Genomic DNA, 18,862 nt, shown 5'->3' on the forward strand with positions numbered 1-18,862 from the left:
CCTATTTCGTTCCATGGTTCTCCTTTGCTTTGCCTTCTTACTTCTCTTCACTGTGCAATGTTCGGAATCGAATGAAGAGTCGCTCGACTCCCTTGTGGAAAAAGTTCCCAATCCAAAAACATTTCGCAATAGTTGGGTGGAAGACAGCGCAGGAGTCCTAACCGACACATCCGTCATCGATCAAATGATCAACACAGAAGAAGCTGCTTCCGGGATGGAGATTGCCGTGGTGACTCTTCCCACCATTGGAAGTTATGTGCCAAAAGACTTTGCCGTTGCTCTGTTTAATCATTGGAAAATCGGAAAAAAGGAAAAGGATAATGGGATTCTGATTCTACATATCATCGACCAAAGAAGAGTGGAAATCGAAATTGGATACGGTTTGGAGGGTGATCTACCTGATGCGACTGTGAAAAGAATCATCGATACCTATACGATCCCTTCTTTCAAAGCAGACAATTTTCAAAAAGGTCATGCCGATACCGTGGCGGCTCTCATCAACAAGTACAATCACCCCGAAATTGCTGTAGAGGACTTAGTCACAGATGTCTCCGAATCAAACTATATTTCTGATGCCACTTCTCTTCCTTATGATGCAACAGTATCCAATGAAGTGAAACGAACAAATGTGTATGATTACCAGGGCAAAGCGTATACCGATCTTAGTTTGGAAGAAAAACAAATCCTAGACCAAACCATTGAAACATACAACACCACACCTAATTTCTTTTTAAATGATGAAGAATCGAGACTCCTCAATGAAAAAATTGCCGAAGGGGAACGTCTCGAAAGAGAAGAATCCTTTCACTTCAAATCCACATTTATTTTAGGTTACATAGGAATCTTTTTACTTCTGAACGTCTTACAACGATTACTCGTTTGGATCACACCCTCTCCCACAGCGAAGTACCATATCGTTCACAAAACAGATTTTTTTCTCTACTATGGACTTGTGATCAGTCCCTTAATCATTCTGATCACTGCCCTATCCCTATACTTAGGAGAGGCATTATTTCCCGTTTCGATTTTTCTCATCATCGGAAGCATTGTGGTGTATTTTCTCTTTTTCGGTGACCACCGCATGCAAAAACTCAAAGCAAGGTTACAAGCAATTCGCAATATCCCAAGAACTTGCAAACATTGTGGGAACACGATGACCAAACTTTCAGAAGAAGCAGATAACAAACATTTATCGCAAGGACAAATTTCAGAAGAAATTGTAAACTCAGTCGATTATGATGTTTGGGTTTGTGGAAGTTGCAGAAACCATGCAATCTTCAAATTCCGAAACATTAGTCCCGAATACATTTACAAAGGAACATCCTTTCCCAAAATCAAAGTTTGCCCCGAGTGTAAATTTGAAACCTTCGTCTGTAAATCCAGCCGTGTGCTTTCAGAAGCAACTTACAGCAGTTCGGGGAAAGTGGAAGTGAGGCGCAATTGTGCGCACTGCAAACACCATGTCACTGAATACGAAACCATTCCCAAAAAACAAAAAAGTAGTTCTGGTTCCGGAGGTGGCGGCGGAGGTGGTGGTGGTGGAAGTTTTGGCGGAGGTTCTTCTGGTGGTGGTGGGAGTGGGGGAAGTTACTGAAAAGGAGTTTCTCATGACAAAAGCCAAAACAAATTTTCTCAATTTTCTCGTAGCACCTGCCCAGAGGGCGCTAATCGGTGAACTGGGTATCACCAAACTCCAAGACTTATCGCGTTTTACCAAAAAAGACTTACTCAGTTTGCATGGATTTCGAAGGCAAAACCGCTAAAAACGGTGCAAACGCGTTTTCAGAACGTTTTTAACGGAAAAATTTGAATTTTTTTCCTTCCATGTAAATTTCCATTGAGGGTAATGAGACCTTTTGCTTGATTAGAATTTCCGAATATAGATTTGGAAATTTGAATTTGAAAACGGACTCTGTTATGCGAAACAAATTATACCTTTTATCCATTGTCTCTCTTTTTACATTCCAATGCGTTGCCTTCCTCCCTGACGGCTCCACGAAACAAGGGTTCAATCCCTTTGCTTTTTTACTTGGCCTGATTGGCGGGAGTCCCAGTTCTTCTCAAGATTTATCGCCAGGGACAACACTCGACCTTTCGGGGGATGGGAAAACGGACGCCACTCTTGTAGACTCCGATGGGGATGGAGTTTCGGATGGGATCAACCTAACAGGTGGCACTACTCCCAATCTCATCCTGATCGATACCAACGGAGATGGGATTCCTGATGCCGTCGATAGCAATGGTGACGGCAATGCCGACTACTACATCAGTCCAAACCCTCCTGGATTTTTAACAACAGCTCCTGGCGGAACTGGAAATCCTGTGGTCATCATTGTCGATGCGAATGGGAATCCACTTGGGTTTGATACTGACGGGGATGGGACACCGAATGACACAGCCATTGTGACAATCCTTAGTGATACCACACCTCCTACCATCACAAGTTCTTTGTTAGCTGGCACTTATTCAACAGCGCAAACGGCAACTCTCACTTGTTCGGATAACAGAGCTCCTGGTTCGATTGTCTACACAATGGATGCGAGTTCTCCTAGTTTTACTCCCAAATCCGGTACGGTCATCAATCGAACATCGCAATCCATTTCTCTTTCTTCAGAAGGAAATCATACTTTGCAAGCCCTATGCCGTGACCTAGCAGGAAACTTATCCGCCCCACTAAACATCACATATACGATTGATTCTCAGGTCCCTGCTCTCACCCTTGTCGGTCAAACGGCAACTGCGATCAGTTCCCAAGCCGGTGCCATTGCAAGTTCCATTGCAACATGGCAAACCAATCGTTCTGGTTCGTATGTGATCCGTGAAGGGAGTGATTGTGCTTCCGGAACCCAAGTAGCATCGGGGAATGTGACTGCCAATACCGATCAAACCTTCCAACGTTCCCATACCAATTTTACCGGCGAAGGAACTAAAACCTATCGCATTTGTGTCACAGGATCCAATGGGCTTACAGGTTTTGTTTCCTTTGACCTCAGGCGAGATGACACACCACCTACAGTCACGACTAGTCCAGGTGCTGGGAGTTATGCAACAGCTACCTCTGTCTCGGCCTCGTGTTCGGATGTGGGAGGTTCTGGGTGTGACAAAATCGCTTATTCCGTATTAGTTGGTTCTTCTCCTACGAATCCTAGCATCCAAGGAAGTACTGGAACCATCACCAGTGGAAATTTATACAATGCAGCTCTTGCCATGACCGATGGTTCCACCACCTATACAAAGTTTATTGCCCGTGACCAAGCAGGAAATCTATCCAATGTAGTTTCCAAAAATTATATCGTAGATACAGAAGTAGCGACCATTACCGTCAATTCCCATACGCAAGCAATCAACGGAAGTTCCCATGTTTCCTTAAGTTGGCAATCATCCAAAGCTGGTCCTTACCAAATTCGGTTAGGGGGAGAGGACTGTTCTAATGGAACGGCTCTCTCCAATACAGGTAACAATGCCAATGTCACCGGGAATGCAACCGCATCCACAGAAGTGGTGTCAACCATTGACAATTCCCATATTACAGAAGGGGAAAATACCTTTCGGTTTTGTGTGGCAAATCTAGTCGGAAGTTTTGGATCCACCACCCGAACGACAAGAAAAGACACTACAGCACCAGTCGTGACAATGGCCTCTCCTTCTGGTGCTGGCCCTTTTGCGACAGGAACCCAACTCCAACTCAGCTGTTCCGACACGAATGGTACTGGATGTGATAAAATCATTTATACCTTAAATGGCACAGAACCAACGTTTGATGGAAGTGGTGCCGTTACTAATGGAACGGTTTATTCGTCACCTGTTGCTCTTTCCAATGGAAGTAACCAAGTCAAATACTTGGCTCGTGACTTGGCAGGAAACTTAAGCAACGCTGGGAACCAAAGCTTCCAGGTAGGTCCACCCAATGCTCCTGCATTTGTGGAGGCACAAGCAGGAGAAACGAGTGCCCTTGTGCAATGGTGGCCGGTAACAGGCGCTACATCGTACACAGTGTACTACAGCACAAGTCCTGGGGTCACAACGGCATCGACTAGTTTTGGACCAGTAACAGATCCTTATGCAACGATTACAGGACTTAACAGTGGGACATTGTATTACTTTCGAGTGGTAGTGAACAATGCGTTGGGTAGCAGTGCTGTCTCGATGTTTGAAGCGATGGCTCTAACAACAACTACACCTCCGGGGACGAATGCGACTGGAATACATGTTGATATGTCTGCTGGTCAAGGATTAAGTGCCGCAGGAAATAGTTCTATTTCGGGCTCAGTGCATTCAGTAAATATTGATTCGATCAATCGTAAAATTTTGACAGTCGCTACGAATGATGCAAACGATGGTAAGCCCGGATTATTTCGATGTGATTTTGATGGTTCGAATTGTACTCACACTGATATATCTGCTGGACAGGGAAGTAGTTCCGGGCGATATCCAAATGCTGTCATTGATTACTCAAATCAAAAATTATTGGTAGTGACTAGAAATGTTTCTAATAATAGTAAACCAAGTTTATTTCGCTGCAACTTGGATGGGACAAACTGTAATCATGTGGATATCTCAGCAGGACAAGGGACCTACTCAGCTGGAGAGGCGATTCAACATTCAACAGGACCAAAAATTGTAATCGATAATTCTAATCAAAAATTGTTAGTAGTAAGTGCAAATGATGCTAACAGCGGAAAGCTAAGTTTGTTTAGGTGTGATTTTGATGGATCAAATTGTACTCACACTGATATATCTGCAGGTCAAGGTGCAAATTCGGGTCAGTTTCTTAATATATTAATTGATCAGGTCAATAAAAAACTTTTGAGTTTTACTACTAATGTTGCAAACGGCGGTAAAACAAGTCTTTATCGTTGTAATCTCGATGGAAGTAATTGTAGTCATATAGACATTTCTTCTGGTTTTTTAGGTTATTTTCCAAGTCCAAACATTGATTATACTAATATGAAATTGATAGTTGCTGCGCAACGTGGTGTTACAAGCGGTGGTGTTCCTTCTTTGATTCGCTGCAATTTAGATGGAACAAATTGCACAAATACGGATATCGCTGCAACTGCAAATTTAAACCAAAGTTATCGATATATAGGTTCCACTTTAGATATAAATAACAATAAAGTCTTAGTTGCGATAAACGATTTACAAAACTCCTATAAGCCAAAATTGATTCGATGTGATTTAGCAGGAACAAATTGTTCTTACAAAGATATTTCAGTAGGACAAGGAATGTATTCTGGAACTTTTCCTGTCGTTTTAATCAACCAATATAGTGGCAAATTGTTTGTGGTTACACAAAATGGAGCAAATTCTCGTAAGCCCTCCCTTTTTATCTGGTAATGTCTCTTGCGCCAGGGATACGAAGGGCTTGGTCTCACCTAGGATAGGTGAGACGGGAGCGAAAGCGCACCTCGGAGTGAGTCCGGTCGGTTTAGAATCATAGTAAGATCACCTAACTAGTTCGAGGCGCCCAAAAATCCTTAAATCTAAGGAAGTAAAGAAAATAAAAATTTCCAGAAAAATGGAATCTCCGCTGTCATAGAGACCGCGATCCAATTCGAACAAAATTAAATATAGTATTTATCCCTACTGAAAAATATCTTCTTTTTCAGAACCAAACAAACATTCGTCTATTCTATTTTAGTATCTATCTAGAATATGGTGCTATGTCCAATCTGTATGATTCCAGGAATAAACACCTGTTTATTTCTATCAAACATTGCCTTTTTGTTTTTGTTGTTTGCCTATTTTTTAATTCTTCCATTTCAGCCAACGAAAATGAACCTACCGAAACCATTCTTGATAAGAAGGGTAGATGGAATTTCCAATGGGGTTACAATCGAAGTTATTATACGCAAAGCGATATTAATTTCCGCGGCCCGGGTTACGAGTATACTCTCAAAGACGTGAACGCAAAAGATAAACCGGAATCGTTTAAGGCAGAGGTTTATTTAAACCCTTCCAAATTTGAAATCCCTCAATACAATTTAAAGATTAGTTATTTCTTCACCGACAGGTTCTTTTTGGCTTTTGGTCAGGACCATATGAAGTATGTGGTCACACCAGGCCAACCGGTGAAGTATTCTGGTTACATTGACCCAGGTGTGATTGCCAAAAACCAACTAGCCTTGTCCCCAGAGGCAGCATCTTTTTCCTGGACATGTGCAGGAAATGGCGGGTTATCATGGTGGAGAGCAAACCATAACCTTAACACCTGACATTCTCAAATACGAACATACCGATGGATTGAATTATTTATTTTTGGACTTCGGTTGGATCACACCCCTTTATACTTCATCTGATGGAATGAGCGGTATTAGTTTGGTATCTACAATTGGAGCGGGGCCTGTGGTTTGTCGTAGCGACGTACGCGTGTTAGGGAAAGGTCAAAACAACAACTTCCATCTTTCTGGTTACGGTGTTTCTGGATACGTTGCCACTCGGTATGAGTTTTCTCGAACTTACTTTCTGGAACTCGGTGGTAAGGGTGGTTATATAGATCTAACAGATGTTCTCACAAGTGGTGGTTCCAACCGTGCTTCTCAAAATTTTGGATTTTTAGAACTTGTTTTGTCTGGTGGAATTGCTATATAAGTTTCTCCGCAAAGTTGGCCTTTTTGTTATGAATATAAGGCCAACCCCGAGCTTTCTATGTTTCTCAACCGAGAACAAATTTTTATAAACTTACATCCAAATTTTTAGATTTATTCGATTGCGTAACCTATTACAATTATTTGGAATAGAACAATGAATGAATCCATTGTCTACGAAATCTCTATCAATTCTTTTAAAAAAGGACTTGAGAACTTAATTTCAATTTTAGAAAAAGCAGAAAGTTTTGCCGAAACTAAAAAATTTCCTTTTGAGAACTTACTGGGTTCACGACTCTTCCCTGACCAATTCCAATTAACAAAACAAATCCAAATTGCTTGTGACACTGCGAAACTTTGTGTTTCTCGGATATCGGGAAAAGAAGCACCGATTCACGATGATTCAGAAACAAACCTAAAGGAACTAAAACAAAGAATCAGTTCGGTGATCCAATACTTAGATACATATAAAGCAGAAGATTTCAAATCTGCCTTTGAAACAAAAATATCTCTACCAAGATGGGAAGGAAAATATCTGACTGGTTTTGAATATCTAACAAACCATGCGATCCCAAATTTCTATTTCCACATAACAACTGCCTATGCGATTCTACGGCATAACGGAGTCGAGATCGGGAAAAAAGATTATTTAGGTGAGATGCCATTTAAAAAATAAGCGGAAATCTTTTTTAATGATTTCTAGGGGCTCCGACCTAGAGAGCCCTTTAGAATCTAGTTAGAATTTCAAACTGTAGAATAAAAATTGAACCAAAAACCTAACAACCACTATACCTCTCGTATTCTCGCGAAATTTTTTGACATTAAAGCCGCAGAAATTTTATCGATCCATTTGACAGATTTTATTTTAGTTCATATTGAAGGAGAAATATTAAACCAAATTCTCCCATATATACTGGCTTTTATTGTATTCCTTGTATATGATACTTCCTTCCAATTTTTTGCCAATGGCAGTTTAGGAAAAAAGATTTTTAATATCCACTTAGTATCAAAGGAAAATGAAAACCAACAGATTCCCATTACAACAATTTTCAACCGTTCATTTTATGTTTGTTGCTTCGGATTGGGTTTTATGATTCCAAAAATTTCAACTTTATTTGTTCTATTTAACATATTTTACTTATTCAAAAATGGAACTACACATTGGGATAAAGTATTAAAACTCAAACCAGTTTTCAAACCCATATCAATAGGTCGAATGATATTGATTGCCTTTTGTTTTTTCATATTATTGAATTCATACTATCAATTGATCAAAGATTATTTTTAATTGGAAGTTTCGTTCATTTTGTTGAAACGATAGAATTATTTTAATAAACATTAGGCTAATTTTGGATGACCAAAATGCTGATTGGATTCCAAAAAAAAAGCATGATTTTGGAGTTTCAAATACACACTAAAGAAGTTTTTTCTCAAAAACGGATCGTTATTACGAGAGATACTTCAAAAGGCAAAAATTTTTGAATTCACGGTCTCATTTCTATGTCCGCGTCAAGGATCCGAAGGGCGAGGTCTCACCCGATTCGGGTCAGACGGGAGCGTTAGCGCACCCCGAAGGAGCCCGGTCGGTTTTAGAAAAAAATTCTTTTCAACTAACCAATTCGAGACGCAAATAGTCTAACAAAAGAAATTTTTTAAACGAAATGAAACTAAAAACATTAATCAGTATATTCTTAATCTCCACTTCGATTCTTTATGCAGAAGAATCGAAAAACAAACAGGCAACTTTTGAATATGGACTCAAAGCACAAAATTTTACTTATTTTCCGTATGAAACAACTAAATCTTTTGGATACAACAAATCCGAATTAATAAACAACAAAGAACTGGTTTATTTACCTTTTTTTAAATATCGGAATACTAGTAAAAAATTTGGTTTTGATTTTGATATGGTGGATATCAAAACTTATGATCTTTATTACAAAGCGTATTACTTTTATAACGGTTTTTTTCCGACTACCTATGGATTTGGCAATGTACAAAGACAAGAATACAGGTTTAATTTTTTCTATCTGCCGTTTGAGAATCAGATTTTCTACTTTGGGCTCGGTATATTAAAAATCGATCGATTTTATAAAGTTGAAAATTATGAATATGCATCTAATATCAACTCTGACAAAATAAATTCCTATGGAATTTCAGTGCCGATTCGAAGTAAAATCGAAATCGTTGATGGCTTGGAATTAAATTTAGGTTTTGATCCTTATGTAACTTATGGAAGGAGAAATTATACCAACCAAAGAGTTAGTAACTCGGTATATCATGAAAACACATATGGCCCATACTTTTACCTGGTTAAATCCAATCCAAATAACATAACAGAAATTTTAGGATTTCAGGCAGAGATTTCATTATCTTATAAGTTCTATGATAATTTAAGATTCTACGTTGGATTCAGTAGAAACCAATCAATAGTTCGATCCATCAACATGGACCAAACGACTTATACTTATTATGGTGCAACAAATCAACTTTATGTTTATGGTGAAAACAAATACACTCGAATGGTTGATACTCACAATTCCATCTATTTTGGTGTTTCGAATACACATTAACGATATAATCATGGAGTTTCGTCCTTTACAAAAGCAGAAACTATGTTTGATTGGGATCAATTCTCATGATCCCAACTGTCATTGAACACAAACCACAATCACAGCTCAGTCCATATATTGAGAGTTATCTGTTCATTCAATGTGATGAGGATTTTAGTAATTCAATTTTGCCACACCACTCATTTGTACTGACAATTAAACTCAAAGGGAATCATCACTATCGGATCCAATCAGAACTGAATCATTTGCCTCCTATCTCTTTATCCGGGCTTAGAAAAACGGTAAAACACAATACACTCTCCAAAGGAACCGAGATCATAATTGTTAAGTTCCAACCATGGGGAGCTTTTTCTTTGTTCAATATGTCTATGTATGAATTGAATGAAATTGGAATTTCTGGATTTGATTTATTTGGTAAAACTGATTTAAATGACCTCCACTCAAAACTTCAGGAAACAAAGGACAATCATTCAAAAATCAATCATCTCGAGAATTTTCTATTAAAAACAATCAAAAACAAAACCATGGATCGAAGGATTTTAGAATCGATATCTCAAATGAATCATTCGCAAGGAACAATTAAAATCAAAGACATTGCCTCCATTGTGAATTTAAGTATCGATACCTTTGAAAAGAAATTTCGAGAAGTGATCGGCAGTACTCCCAAACAATTTTCTTCCATCATAAGAATGAATTCGGTGATTCGAGAAATTCCCAAATATAATTCTTTCACAAGACTTGCTTATGATTTTGGATATTTTGACCAATCACATTTCATAAAAGAATTCAAATCGTTCACAGGCAAAACACCCACAGAATTATTAGCGTAAAAAAAATCTTACCGTCCTGATTTTTTACAATCCTTCCTTACAAAAATTCGTTATAAACATTCAATACTTATCTACCAAAGGAAGATCGTTTATGTTACAAATTTTATTCAATTTGAATTGGATTGCTATCGGATTGGCATTCCTTGTATATTTTTTTCTAGGTTACATTTGGTTTACTGTTCTTTTTGCAAAACCGTATAAAATTTCTCTTGGAAAAGAAAACGAAACACAGGGACCACTCGCACCAATATTTATCATTGGCCCTGGAATTTGTACTCTATTCAATTTAGTCACCACAGCGGTTTTGTTCTCCGCCTTGCAAATCAACCAAATGGCCGATGCACTCCGATGGGGATCTTTGATTGGAATTGGATATTTAGCTGCCAATACCTTTACTATCGCCATCAATCCAAACATTCCGAGGCCCATTCTATATGGCATCATTTCCAGCACCTATCACCTCGTAGGAATCAATATTGCTGCTATGATTTTGGTTCCAAATTTTTAAAAATTTTCTATATGATTGGGTGAGACGGGAGAGTGAAGCGAAGGGTGCGATCGGTTTTAGAATGGAACAAAAATCCCCATACCAATCCTAAGCGTGTAAACACCAAGCCGTGGGAAACTAACACCAAACTTTTTTCATACAAGAACTTAAAAATAAAAGAAAAAACTTTCTATTTTTGAAAACCTTCGAATCCTCTCTCTACTGCCCAATTCACTTGGGCATGTGGAGTAAAAAATGAACAAAATTCTTTTGGTCTTGTTGACGATCCTCTCGGTCAACTGTCTCAGTTTTCGAAGTGGAGAATACAAAAATACAGAACCTGTAAGGCAATACGAAGCACCTCAAAATCCGGTTGTGAAAGTAAACCTAAAGTATCACTACCTTGTGGATGATGCACACCAACCAGTAACAAATCAGGCTCTATTGGATTCTTAGTTAAAAATTGCGGAAGATACTTTAAATGAAAGTTCTGAGATTTCAACGACCAGAGAAGATGTTCTTGCTACATATTATTGGGACTTAACTGTCAAAGAAGAAACTACTGTTTTATCTACGACAATTTCTCCTGCTATCTCCGGTGCTACTTTAGGAATCATTCCTGCTTACACACGGTCTAACATTAAAGTAAAGTCGATTCTAAAAGACAAAAAAGAAAATGTACTCGGTGAATTTTCAAAAGGAGAGTCCCTTTCCTTTGTCGGACAAATTTTTTTGGTATTCGCAAATGTATTTATCAAACCTGTTGATACAATCATGGCACAAAGACAAGATTTGTTAAGAGCAACTTGTGTTGAAATCAAAAAGAATAATATCTTTAAGAACAAAAAGAAATAAACCCTACCAATCTACTCTCTTCTTCAGATTTTTATAAAAACTTGAAGAAGAAAACTCATTCTCTTTACCAATAAAAATCCAAAACTTCTAAGGCATAGAAAAAGCCGCTTCCCTTTCGGAGGAGCGGCTTTGATCCAAACCAATCTACCAACTTAGCAAAGTAAGTCGGCGTAGTTTGTATTTTTTGGCTTAAACCTTACGCTACTGGACCGTATTGGCTGTAGTCAAATTCCTTTGATCCAGTGAGATACTTTTTGTAGTTTTCTACAAATTGTTTCGCAAGGTCAGCGGCAGTTTTGTCGTATTCTTCTTTGTTTTCCCAAGCGTTACGTGGGTTTAGGATATGAGAATCCACACCGTTCACGGATTTAGGGAAAGACACTTGGAATACTGGGTGTTTTTCAAACTCAGATTTTTCAATGTTACCGTTTAAGATTTCATTGATGATTTGGCGAGTGGCAGGAAGGTTCATACGTTTTCCTACACCATACTTTCCACCAACAAGACCTGTGTTGATTAGGTATGCATTTACTTTGTGTTTTTTCATTTTTTCACCAAGTAACTTTGCATAGTAGGTTGGGTGGAGAGTCATAAACGCCTGACCAAAACAAGCGGAGAAAGTTGCTTGTGGTTCTTTCACACCGCGTTCTGTTCCTGCAACCTTTGCTGTGTAACCAGAAAGGAAGTGGTACATCGCTTGTTCGATAGAAAGTTTAGAAACCGCAGGAAGAACACCGTAAGCATCATAAGTAAGGAAAATCACAGTGTTTGGGTGACCTGCTTTGGATCCTGGTTGGATGTTGTCGATGTGGAAGATTGGATAAGAAACACGAGTGTTTTCTGTTTTCGCAGCAGAAGAGTAATCTACCTTTTTCGTTGTCGCATCATACACAACGTTTTCGAGAAGTGCATCACGACGGATGGCTGCATAGATTTCTGGTTCTGTTTTTGGATCTAAGTTGATGGTTTTTGCGTAACAACCACCTTCAATGTTGAAGATTCCATTGTCGTCCCAACCATGTTCGTCATCACCGATGAGTTTGCGATTTGGGTCTGTGGAAAGAGTTGTTTTTCCTGTTCCAGATAAACCAAAGAAAAGTGCGCTATCTCCATCCTTACCCACGTTAGCAGAGCAGTGCATTGTGAGAACATTTTTGAGTGGTAGGTAGTAGTTCATGACAGAGAAAATCCCTTTTTTCATTTCCCCACCGTATTCCGTTCCACCGATGATACAGATTTTTTTTGCTAAGTGGAAGATCACAAACACTTCGGAGTTTAGGCCGTGTTCTTTGTATTTTGCGTTTTTGTAACCAGAAGCATTGATGATGGTAAACTCTGGGTTTAGTTTTGCGAGTTCTTCTTTCGTTGGGCGAAGGAACATGTTCGTGCAAAAGTGGTGTTGCCAAGCTCTTTCAGTCACTACACGGAGAGAGATACGTGTGTCGTCGTTGGTTCCTGCATGGCCATCAAATACGTATAATTTTTTGTTATCGAGGAATTTAGTTACTTCTGCGTAGAGTTCGTTAAAAATCGCTTCGGAAACCTTTGTGTTTACCGGTCCCCACCAAATGTTACCTGTTGAAGAAGGTTCATCAACAAAGTATTTGTCTTTCGGGGAACGACCCGTAAAAATCCCGGTATCCACCATCATCGTTCCATTATCAGAAGTAACACCTTCTTTGTTATTCAATTCGTGCTGGTAAATTTCTTCGTATGATAAGTTATGGAAGACTTCGGACGGTTTTAGGCCGAGTTCAGCAAGGCCTTTTAGATTAGTAGATACTGACATGGATCTCTCCTCGATTTCACTTTGTGTTTTTCTAGCTTCTTACTTTGCGAGTCGGTGTCAATAACAGAAAATGAAGATTCTCCACGCTTCCGCAGAATATTTTCCCTACATCAAGATGGGTGGTCTTGCGGACATGCTTGCCTCCCTCACCAAAGAACAAGCCAAGACAGAAGAAGTTTATGTCGCATTGCCTCTGATTGGGAAGATGGGGAAAGAACCGAAATGGACTGGGAAAGAAGTCAAAGCCCTCCTCCCAGAAGATGCCAAAGAAGAAACCATCGCCGTTTCCTTACTGGCCAAAGCAAGGTTCCTCGAAGCAGAAGAATCTGGTTTGAAATTGTACTTTTTTGAATCCGAACTCTTTCAAGGTTTAGATTCCATTTATGGAACCACAGACGAACACTACCGGTTTGCTATTTTTTCATACGCTTGTTATGCGCTAAGCCAAATCTTAAACGTGGACGTCTATCATGCCCATGATTGGCATACGGCCCTTTCTCTGGGCTTACATAAAAATTCGAGCCATTCCATTCCTTCCATTTTTACGATCCACAACCTCGCATACCAAGGAGACCATCCGTTTTGGATGACTGGATTTTTAAAAGAGGATCCCTTTCGTCTGGTCACAAGTCCCTTCGATCATAATGACAAATGTAATTATATGAAGGCAGGGATTCTCTCTGCAGGCCAAATTACAACCGTTAGCCCAGGTTACAGGGAAGAAACGCTGAGGGAACCCAATGGATTTGGTCTCAGTTATGTTTTGAACAAACGGAGCGAAGACTATACAGGAATTTTAAACGGAATCGATGCCGAAGAATGGAATCCTCAATTTGACAAACGCATTTTCCAAACCTACTCAGCGGCAAACTGGAAAGAAGGAAAATTAAAAAACAAAACACTTCTTTATGAAGAAATTGGAAGACCCCATTTGTCACTGGATGCACCACTCATTGGTCTGATTGGCAGGCTAACCTATCAAAAAGGATTTCCAACCTTCTTACAGGCATTTTTAGAAAGACGCCACCTATCTCATCGTTATGTGGTACTAGGATCAGGGGACACAGAAACAGAAAAAGCGTTTTTTCATTTATCTGATACATTTCCTGATGTGTTTTATTTTTACCGAGGATACAACGAATCACTTGCCCATAAAATTGAAGCAGCGAGTGATTTTTTTCTCATGCCATCCCTCTTTGAACCCTGTGGCCTGAACCAAATGTACAGCCATGCGTATGGAACGATTCCGATTGTTTCTCGTGTGGGTGGACTTCGCGATACAGTTGAAGAATCCGCTGATCCCAAATTCAAAACAGGAATTGTGTTTGAACCGAATGACGTGGGTTCGCTGGGGTATGCCTTGGAACGCGCAAAAGATCTTTATGATTCTTCGGAAAGAGATCATGTTGTGAAGAACATCATGAATTTAGATTGGACTTGGACCAAACGGAAAATGGAATATGATTTCATTTACCAAAGAGCAATCGAACTTTTGCAGTGAAAATTCTGATTCATCAACAAATTCGAAATCAAAAACTCCATTGAAAAAGAACGCTGATCCAATTTTCTTTTACCTTTGATTGGGCGCATCGCAGTTGTTTTGTGAATATCGATCCAATCTGTATGCGACCGCGCTTTACGCTCCAATCTTTTGCTTCGCAAAAGGATTTCCGCTGCAATCGCTTGCGCAATTCCTATCGACAAGTAGGGTATCTTACCACGGAATTCGATTGATCATAAGAAGTTTTTTCTAAATTTTTTCGACAAAAGACTTGTGAATCAATTCCAAATCTGTTCTCTATTAGTAGAGAGACTCATTCAATAAATTGCTGATTTGATATTGGAAATACTCGATTGGAATCATATGAAAATGCGAACGAAACGGAATTCTATCCTATTAATATTTACCCAAAGCCTTCTTTTGATGATTTCCGTTGGCAATTGTAAATTGAATTTGAACAATCCTGCAGATCCTTTTTCCAGATCGTTTTTGGAAACGTTGTTACTGAATGCATATTTCGATTCCCTCTGTGATCCCAATGTAAGAGGGAATATACGTTTGGGAAGTGGAACAAAAATGATCATACCCATGTCCACCAAAACCCTTCGCAGTGGAAAAACAGTGGTGACTGCCATCACAGAAGAGCCATTGGTTTGGAATGGAACTTCTGATGGAATTCACGCAAACCACCAAAACTCCACATTCAATGCGGTCACATTTGTGATTGACCGACACTTTTCAAAAGTCCTCTGGCTTGATTATTTAGGTGAAATGAGTTATGGAATTGAGGACTGGCCTCATGACCCCATTGTCTCCGTTGAAGAATTCTCCAATGGAGATTTAGGATATTTTGTTTTGGTAAATGGAACGGGAAGAGCAAGTACCATCAACGGAAAACAAAATAACGTTTCTTATTACTTAGGTCGTTACAACCAAGACACTGGTGCGATTGTTTGGCAAGGGTATGCAAATAAAGATAATACTAGAATCGCTTTATCTAGTTATGGATTGAAAATCAATGATAGAGACGAGATGGTGCTTCGTTTCACGTCTAATGCTGGTGCAACCCCAAGCTCCGATACGGTGGGACTCAGTTTTCCCAGTTTACCAACTCCCCAAACAGCATCAAATGGTTCGGTTACAAATCAAACCGAAGTAGGTATTGCCATTATCAGTGGAGACGGAGAAGGAAAAATCCAATCTTTTTTCCCAAATCCAGGAAATCCAACAGAAACTGTGGATCACTTTGTGATTGGCGATAAAATTTATATTTTTGGAAATACAAACACCAATTTTGTATCAACATCGGGTCACCCATTTGTCAATGAGTTAAGGTCCTTTATCGGGATTGCCAACATAAACCTAACTTGGGATTCAGTGGGTTATTTCGGTACCAGTGCTTCTACTTCACAAACTTTTATACAATATGTGACTTATGGGAATGGAAGATTCTTTATCCTTGGTAAATCTACCAACCCATTTTCCAATGCAGGCACCCTCTACCCTTTTGAAGGATTAGGTCTGAATCGAAATTATTTTTTAGCATCCTCTGCAATCAACTCAACAACGCCAAACTGGTTTCAGTTTTTGGGGTCCACAACCGTACAAGTTCCTCAGATATATCCCAATGCATTTACCTATCGGAGTACAACCGATGAATTTTTGGGGGAATTGTTAGCAAATGATGACGGAAGCCAATTTACAGGAATTCCATCCAACCTTGTGACCGGTTCCATTCAAAATCCACTCGGACAGGTTCGTGCGAAACTCGATACACAAACGGGACAATTCAAAACTCTCGAATACTTCAATGGAAGTGAAGCCGGTGGAAACAATGTCACTACACTTACCAACCAAACAGAAATTTGCCGAGGAAGGTTGGTGAAAACGAAATTTTTATCTCCAAACTCATCCTCTGTCACGAGCATCCGTTCCCTGGAAGTCTCCACAAGGCCAGCAAGCGAAGAACCGTAACCACTTCCAGAACGAACGTTTTTTCCAAATTTTTTTTCCCGATCTTGTCACAAACGGAAAAAACCGTTGTCACAAGTAGGAAAAGGATCTTTAGGAGGATTCAATGAAACTCGCATCACTTATACTCACAGGCTTTGTTGCCGTAGAACATGTTTTCATTTTGGTATTAGAAATGTTTTTATGGAAAACGGAATTCGGAATGAAGGTGTTCCAACTCACACCGGAAACAGCAGAGATCACTGCGAAGCTTGCGAAAAACCAAGGTTTGTACAATGGATTTTTGGCAGCGGGACTTTTTTGGGCTTTGTTTTTCATCAAAGACCAAAATCAAAAATTTCAAACCATTTTGTTTTTTCTCATTTGTGTTGTCGTGGCAGGGATTTATGGATCGGCCACCGCAAAATTTTCGATTTTGTTTTCACAAGGATTACCAGCATTTTTAGCATTAGTGGTACACTGGTTGGCATATAAAAAGTAATGAACTTGGATCCGCACCTTTCTTTATTAGAAGATTGTTTGTTAGGAAAAACAAAAGCGTTGGAAGAGTTGATTCAATTCTTCCAACCAAAAGTATTTTCTTTGGCACTCAAATTTTTATGGAATCCTGAAGATGCGGAAGATGCCACTCAAGAAATTTTAGTAAAAGTCATCACAAACCTTGGAGGGTTTCGCAGAGAAAGTAAACTCTCCACATGGATTTACAAAATTGCAAGTAACCATCTCATCAATACTAAAAAATCAAAATTAGAATCAAAAGGCATTCACTTACGCACTATCCGCGAAGAACTACATAAATCACAAAATCCTTCTGTTTCCGCTTTACCATCTGATTTTTCTTCACATACGCAAGAAGAAGAGGCAAAAGAAAAAATTTCCCATCTTGTTTTACATGTGCAGGTCGCATGCACCTATGCAATGTTACAAGCAATGACAAGAAAGTATAGAATGGCATATCTTTTAGGAGAGGTATTTTCAATCTCCAGCGAAGAAGCAGGATATGTGATGGGAATACGAGCCGATGCCTATCGCCAAATCTTAAAAAGAGCCAGAAACCAAATGGAAGAATTTTTAGGAAAAGAATGTAGTTTAACAAAAGCCACAAACCCTTGCCAATGCCAAAATCGAATTCGTTATGCAAAGAGGGTGGGAAGGATCCAATCGTATCTCAATCTTTCCGAACAAATGAAACAAGATGGTCGTTGGGAAAAGATGAAACCACTCCTTCCCGAAACTAAAAAACTAAGAAAAGCAGCCGAAGTATTTCGAAACCAACCCAATTTTTTACCTAAAAAGAATCAATTGGATTCAATTCGTGTTTTATTAAACAACTCCTTTCCACTCTCGACTCGGTGAGTTACCATAAATACGTTTGTAAGCTTTGGAAAAAGAAAAGGAAGACGCATAACCAACATTTTGTGCAATTTCCTCTAAACCCATATTACCTTTTTGGAATAATTGCCTAGCTTTATCCATTCTGAGTTTCGCTAAATATTCCATTGGAGGAATTCCGAGTACATCACGAAACTTATTTGCCAAGTTGGCTCGAGAAATTCCTGTTTCTTTTGCCAAAGATTCAATTGTCCAATCTTTTGCATAAGCGTTATGTAACTTTTCCAATGCATACAAAACGGATTTGTCATGAAACGCTTTGATCCATCCAACAGGTGAATTTTCTTGTTGGTTTAACCAAATGCGAATCATATAATACAACATAATATCCGTTAGTCTCTGAACAATTAAGTCAGTTCCCAAATTGAGTTCCAATTCTTTGGATAAAATTTGAATGATGTCTTCTAGGGAATGGTGTTTTTGAATACTAGAATACGGGATGTAGATGAATTCTGGAAGTTCCATCAGAAGGGGATGCATGGGGCCACTTGGCACTTCATAACGAACGGATACAAATGTGGTTACAGGAGTTTCCGTTTTTGTTTGTTGTTTTTTTTCTCCTAAAAATCGTTCTATGGTCACTACTTTTGCTTTGGGATCGGATAAAAGTTCATGATGAATGCCTTTTGTTATGAATAACAAATCTCCTTTTTGAAGTAGGAAGATTTTATTTCCCATTCTCGCATAACAACTGCCTTGTGTGACGACATGGAAACCTCCACTTTTTTCACAGGGAAAATGAAATCCAAAACTTTCATAAATTTGCCCTTTGGAGAGTAAGTCGTTTTTCCAAGCTGCCGAAACCAAAATGTCTGAAAGTACATCCATATGTATATATTAGCTGAATTTCCACAAAAGTCTACTAATTTATACGATT

15 protein-coding genes and 1 pseudogene are annotated in these 18,862 nt (G+C 39.1%); 14 read left to right on the top strand and 2 right to left on the bottom strand.

What is annotated here, in order from left to right; genetic code table 11:
• Positions 1-13 precede the first annotated feature (13 nt).
• The 10 genes and pseudogenes from EHQ59_RS10960 (at position 14) to EHQ59_RS11000 (ending at position 10,933) form a co-directional block, all read left to right on the top strand.
• The gene (locus tag EHQ59_RS10960; protein WP_208652373.1) at positions 14-1,594 is read left to right on the top strand and encodes a TPM domain-containing protein; all 1,581 of its coding nucleotides are present in this window, start codon (positions 14-16) and stop codon (positions 1,592-1,594) included.
• Positions 1,595-1,607: 13 nt separating this feature from the next.
• A complete protein-coding gene (locus EHQ59_RS17720; RefSeq protein WP_167481398.1) occupies positions 1,608-1,763 on the top strand; it encodes a helix-hairpin-helix domain-containing protein in 156 nt (51 codons plus the stop codon).
• A 154-nt stretch (positions 1,764-1,917) separates the two neighbouring features.
• Positions 1,918-5,337 carry a chitobiase/beta-hexosaminidase C-terminal domain-containing protein gene (locus tag EHQ59_RS10965; RefSeq protein ID WP_135620013.1) on the top strand — a complete coding sequence of 1,140 codons (3,420 nt, stop codon included), beginning with the start codon at positions 1,918-1,920 and terminating at the stop codon, positions 5,335-5,337.
• Positions 5,338-5,663: 326 nt separating this feature from the next.
• Positions 5,664-6,591, top strand: a pseudogene (locus EHQ59_RS10970) (hypothetical protein).
• A 153-nt stretch (positions 6,592-6,744) separates the two neighbouring features.
• Positions 6,745-7,263, top strand: a complete 519-nt coding sequence (locus EHQ59_RS10975; protein ID WP_135619691.1) for a DUF1993 domain-containing protein — start codon at positions 6,745-6,747, stop codon at positions 7,261-7,263.
• An 87-nt stretch (positions 7,264-7,350) separates the two neighbouring features.
• Positions 7,351-7,875, top strand: coding sequence for an RDD family protein (locus tag EHQ59_RS10980; RefSeq protein WP_135619692.1), 525 nt, complete (start codon positions 7,351-7,353; stop codon positions 7,873-7,875).
• A gap of 373 nt (positions 7,876-8,248) precedes the next feature.
• Positions 8,249-9,160, top strand: coding sequence for a hypothetical protein (locus EHQ59_RS10985; RefSeq protein ID WP_135619693.1), 912 nt, complete (start codon positions 8,249-8,251; stop codon positions 9,158-9,160).
• A 65-nt stretch (positions 9,161-9,225) separates the two neighbouring features.
• Entirely contained in the window at positions 9,226-9,990 is a 765-nt protein-coding gene (locus EHQ59_RS10990; protein WP_135619694.1) for a helix-turn-helix domain-containing protein, read from the top strand.
• Between the two features lie 91 nt (positions 9,991-10,081).
• Positions 10,082-10,498 carry a DUF1761 domain-containing protein gene (locus EHQ59_RS10995; RefSeq protein ID WP_135619695.1) on the top strand — a complete coding sequence of 139 codons (417 nt, stop codon included), beginning with the start codon at positions 10,082-10,084 and terminating at the stop codon, positions 10,496-10,498.
• A 234-nt stretch (positions 10,499-10,732) separates the two neighbouring features.
• Positions 10,733-10,933, top strand: a complete 201-nt coding sequence (locus EHQ59_RS11000) for a hypothetical protein (RefSeq protein WP_135619696.1) — start codon at positions 10,733-10,735, stop codon at positions 10,931-10,933.
• Between the two features lie 595 nt (positions 10,934-11,528).
• Here the strand turns inward: EHQ59_RS11000 and pckA are convergent.
• The gene (pckA, locus tag EHQ59_RS11005) at positions 11,529-13,121 is read right to left on the bottom strand and encodes a phosphoenolpyruvate carboxykinase (ATP) (RefSeq protein ID WP_135619697.1); all 1,593 of its coding nucleotides are present in this window, start codon (positions 13,119-13,121) and stop codon (positions 11,529-11,531) included.
• Positions 13,122-13,191: 70 nt separating this feature from the next.
• On the opposite strand from pckA, the gene EHQ59_RS11010 reads away from it, so the two are divergent.
• From EHQ59_RS11010 to EHQ59_RS11025, 4 genes are all read left to right on the top strand, one after another.
• On the top strand, positions 13,192-14,622 hold the full coding sequence (locus EHQ59_RS11010; RefSeq protein WP_135619698.1) for a glycogen/starch synthase: 1,431 nt from the start codon (positions 13,192-13,194) through the stop codon (positions 14,620-14,622).
• A 498-nt stretch (positions 14,623-15,120) separates the two neighbouring features.
• Positions 15,121-16,596, top strand: coding sequence for a hypothetical protein (locus tag EHQ59_RS11015; protein WP_167481399.1), 1,476 nt, complete (start codon positions 15,121-15,123; stop codon positions 16,594-16,596).
• Positions 16,597-16,699: 103 nt separating this feature from the next.
• A complete protein-coding gene (locus tag EHQ59_RS11020) occupies positions 16,700-17,074 on the top strand; it encodes a DUF1304 domain-containing protein (protein WP_135619700.1) in 375 nt (124 codons plus the stop codon).
• Positions 17,074-17,949, top strand: coding sequence for an RNA polymerase sigma factor (locus EHQ59_RS11025; RefSeq protein ID WP_135619701.1), 876 nt, complete (start codon positions 17,074-17,076; stop codon positions 17,947-17,949). The genes EHQ59_RS11020 and EHQ59_RS11025 overlap by 1 nt, the downstream gene beginning before the upstream one ends.
• Here the strand turns inward: EHQ59_RS11025 and EHQ59_RS11030 are convergent.
• Positions 17,917-18,813, bottom strand: a complete 897-nt coding sequence (locus EHQ59_RS11030) for an AraC family transcriptional regulator (RefSeq protein WP_135619702.1) — start codon at positions 18,811-18,813, stop codon at positions 17,917-17,919. The genes EHQ59_RS11025 and EHQ59_RS11030 overlap by 33 nt on opposite strands.
• Between the last annotated feature and the right edge of the window lie 49 nt (positions 18,814-18,862).

This window comes from Leptospira kemamanensis (assembly GCF_004769665.1).
GTDB classification, from domain to species: Bacteria; Spirochaetota; Leptospiria; order Leptospirales; family Leptospiraceae; genus Leptospira_A; species Leptospira_A kemamanensis.

Coding starts and splice junctions, on each gene's coding strand:
- EHQ59_RS11000 (WP_135619696.1), top strand. CDS start 10,733: ATGAACAAAATTCTTTTGGTCTTGTTGACGATCCTCTCGGTCAACTGT.
- EHQ59_RS10965 (WP_135620013.1), top strand. CDS start 1,918: ATGCGAAACAAATTATACCTTTTATCCATTGTCTCTCTTTTTACATTC.
- EHQ59_RS11010 (WP_135619698.1), top strand. CDS start 13,192: ATGAAGATTCTCCACGCTTCCGCAGAATATTTTCCCTACATCAAGATG.
- EHQ59_RS10960 (WP_208652373.1), top strand. CDS start 14: ATGGTTCTCCTTTGCTTTGCCTTCTTACTTCTCTTCACTGTGCAATGT.
- EHQ59_RS10975 (WP_135619691.1), top strand. CDS start 6,745: ATGAATGAATCCATTGTCTACGAAATCTCTATCAATTCTTTTAAAAAA.
- EHQ59_RS10985 (WP_135619693.1), top strand. CDS start 8,249: ATGAAACTAAAAACATTAATCAGTATATTCTTAATCTCCACTTCGATT.
- EHQ59_RS11030 (WP_135619702.1), bottom strand. CDS start 18,813: ATGGATGTACTTTCAGACATTTTGGTTTCGGCAGCTTGGAAAAACGAC.
- EHQ59_RS17720 (WP_167481398.1), top strand. CDS start 1,608: ATGACAAAAGCCAAAACAAATTTTCTCAATTTTCTCGTAGCACCTGCC.
- EHQ59_RS10995 (WP_135619695.1), top strand. CDS start 10,082: ATGTTACAAATTTTATTCAATTTGAATTGGATTGCTATCGGATTGGCA.
- EHQ59_RS11025 (WP_135619701.1), top strand. CDS start 17,074: ATGAACTTGGATCCGCACCTTTCTTTATTAGAAGATTGTTTGTTAGGA.
- EHQ59_RS10990 (WP_135619694.1), top strand. CDS start 9,226: ATGATCCCAACTGTCATTGAACACAAACCACAATCACAGCTCAGTCCA.
- EHQ59_RS11020 (WP_135619700.1), top strand. CDS start 16,700: ATGAAACTCGCATCACTTATACTCACAGGCTTTGTTGCCGTAGAACAT.
- pckA (WP_135619697.1), bottom strand. CDS start 13,121: ATGTCAGTATCTACTAATCTAAAAGGCCTTGCTGAACTCGGCCTAAAA.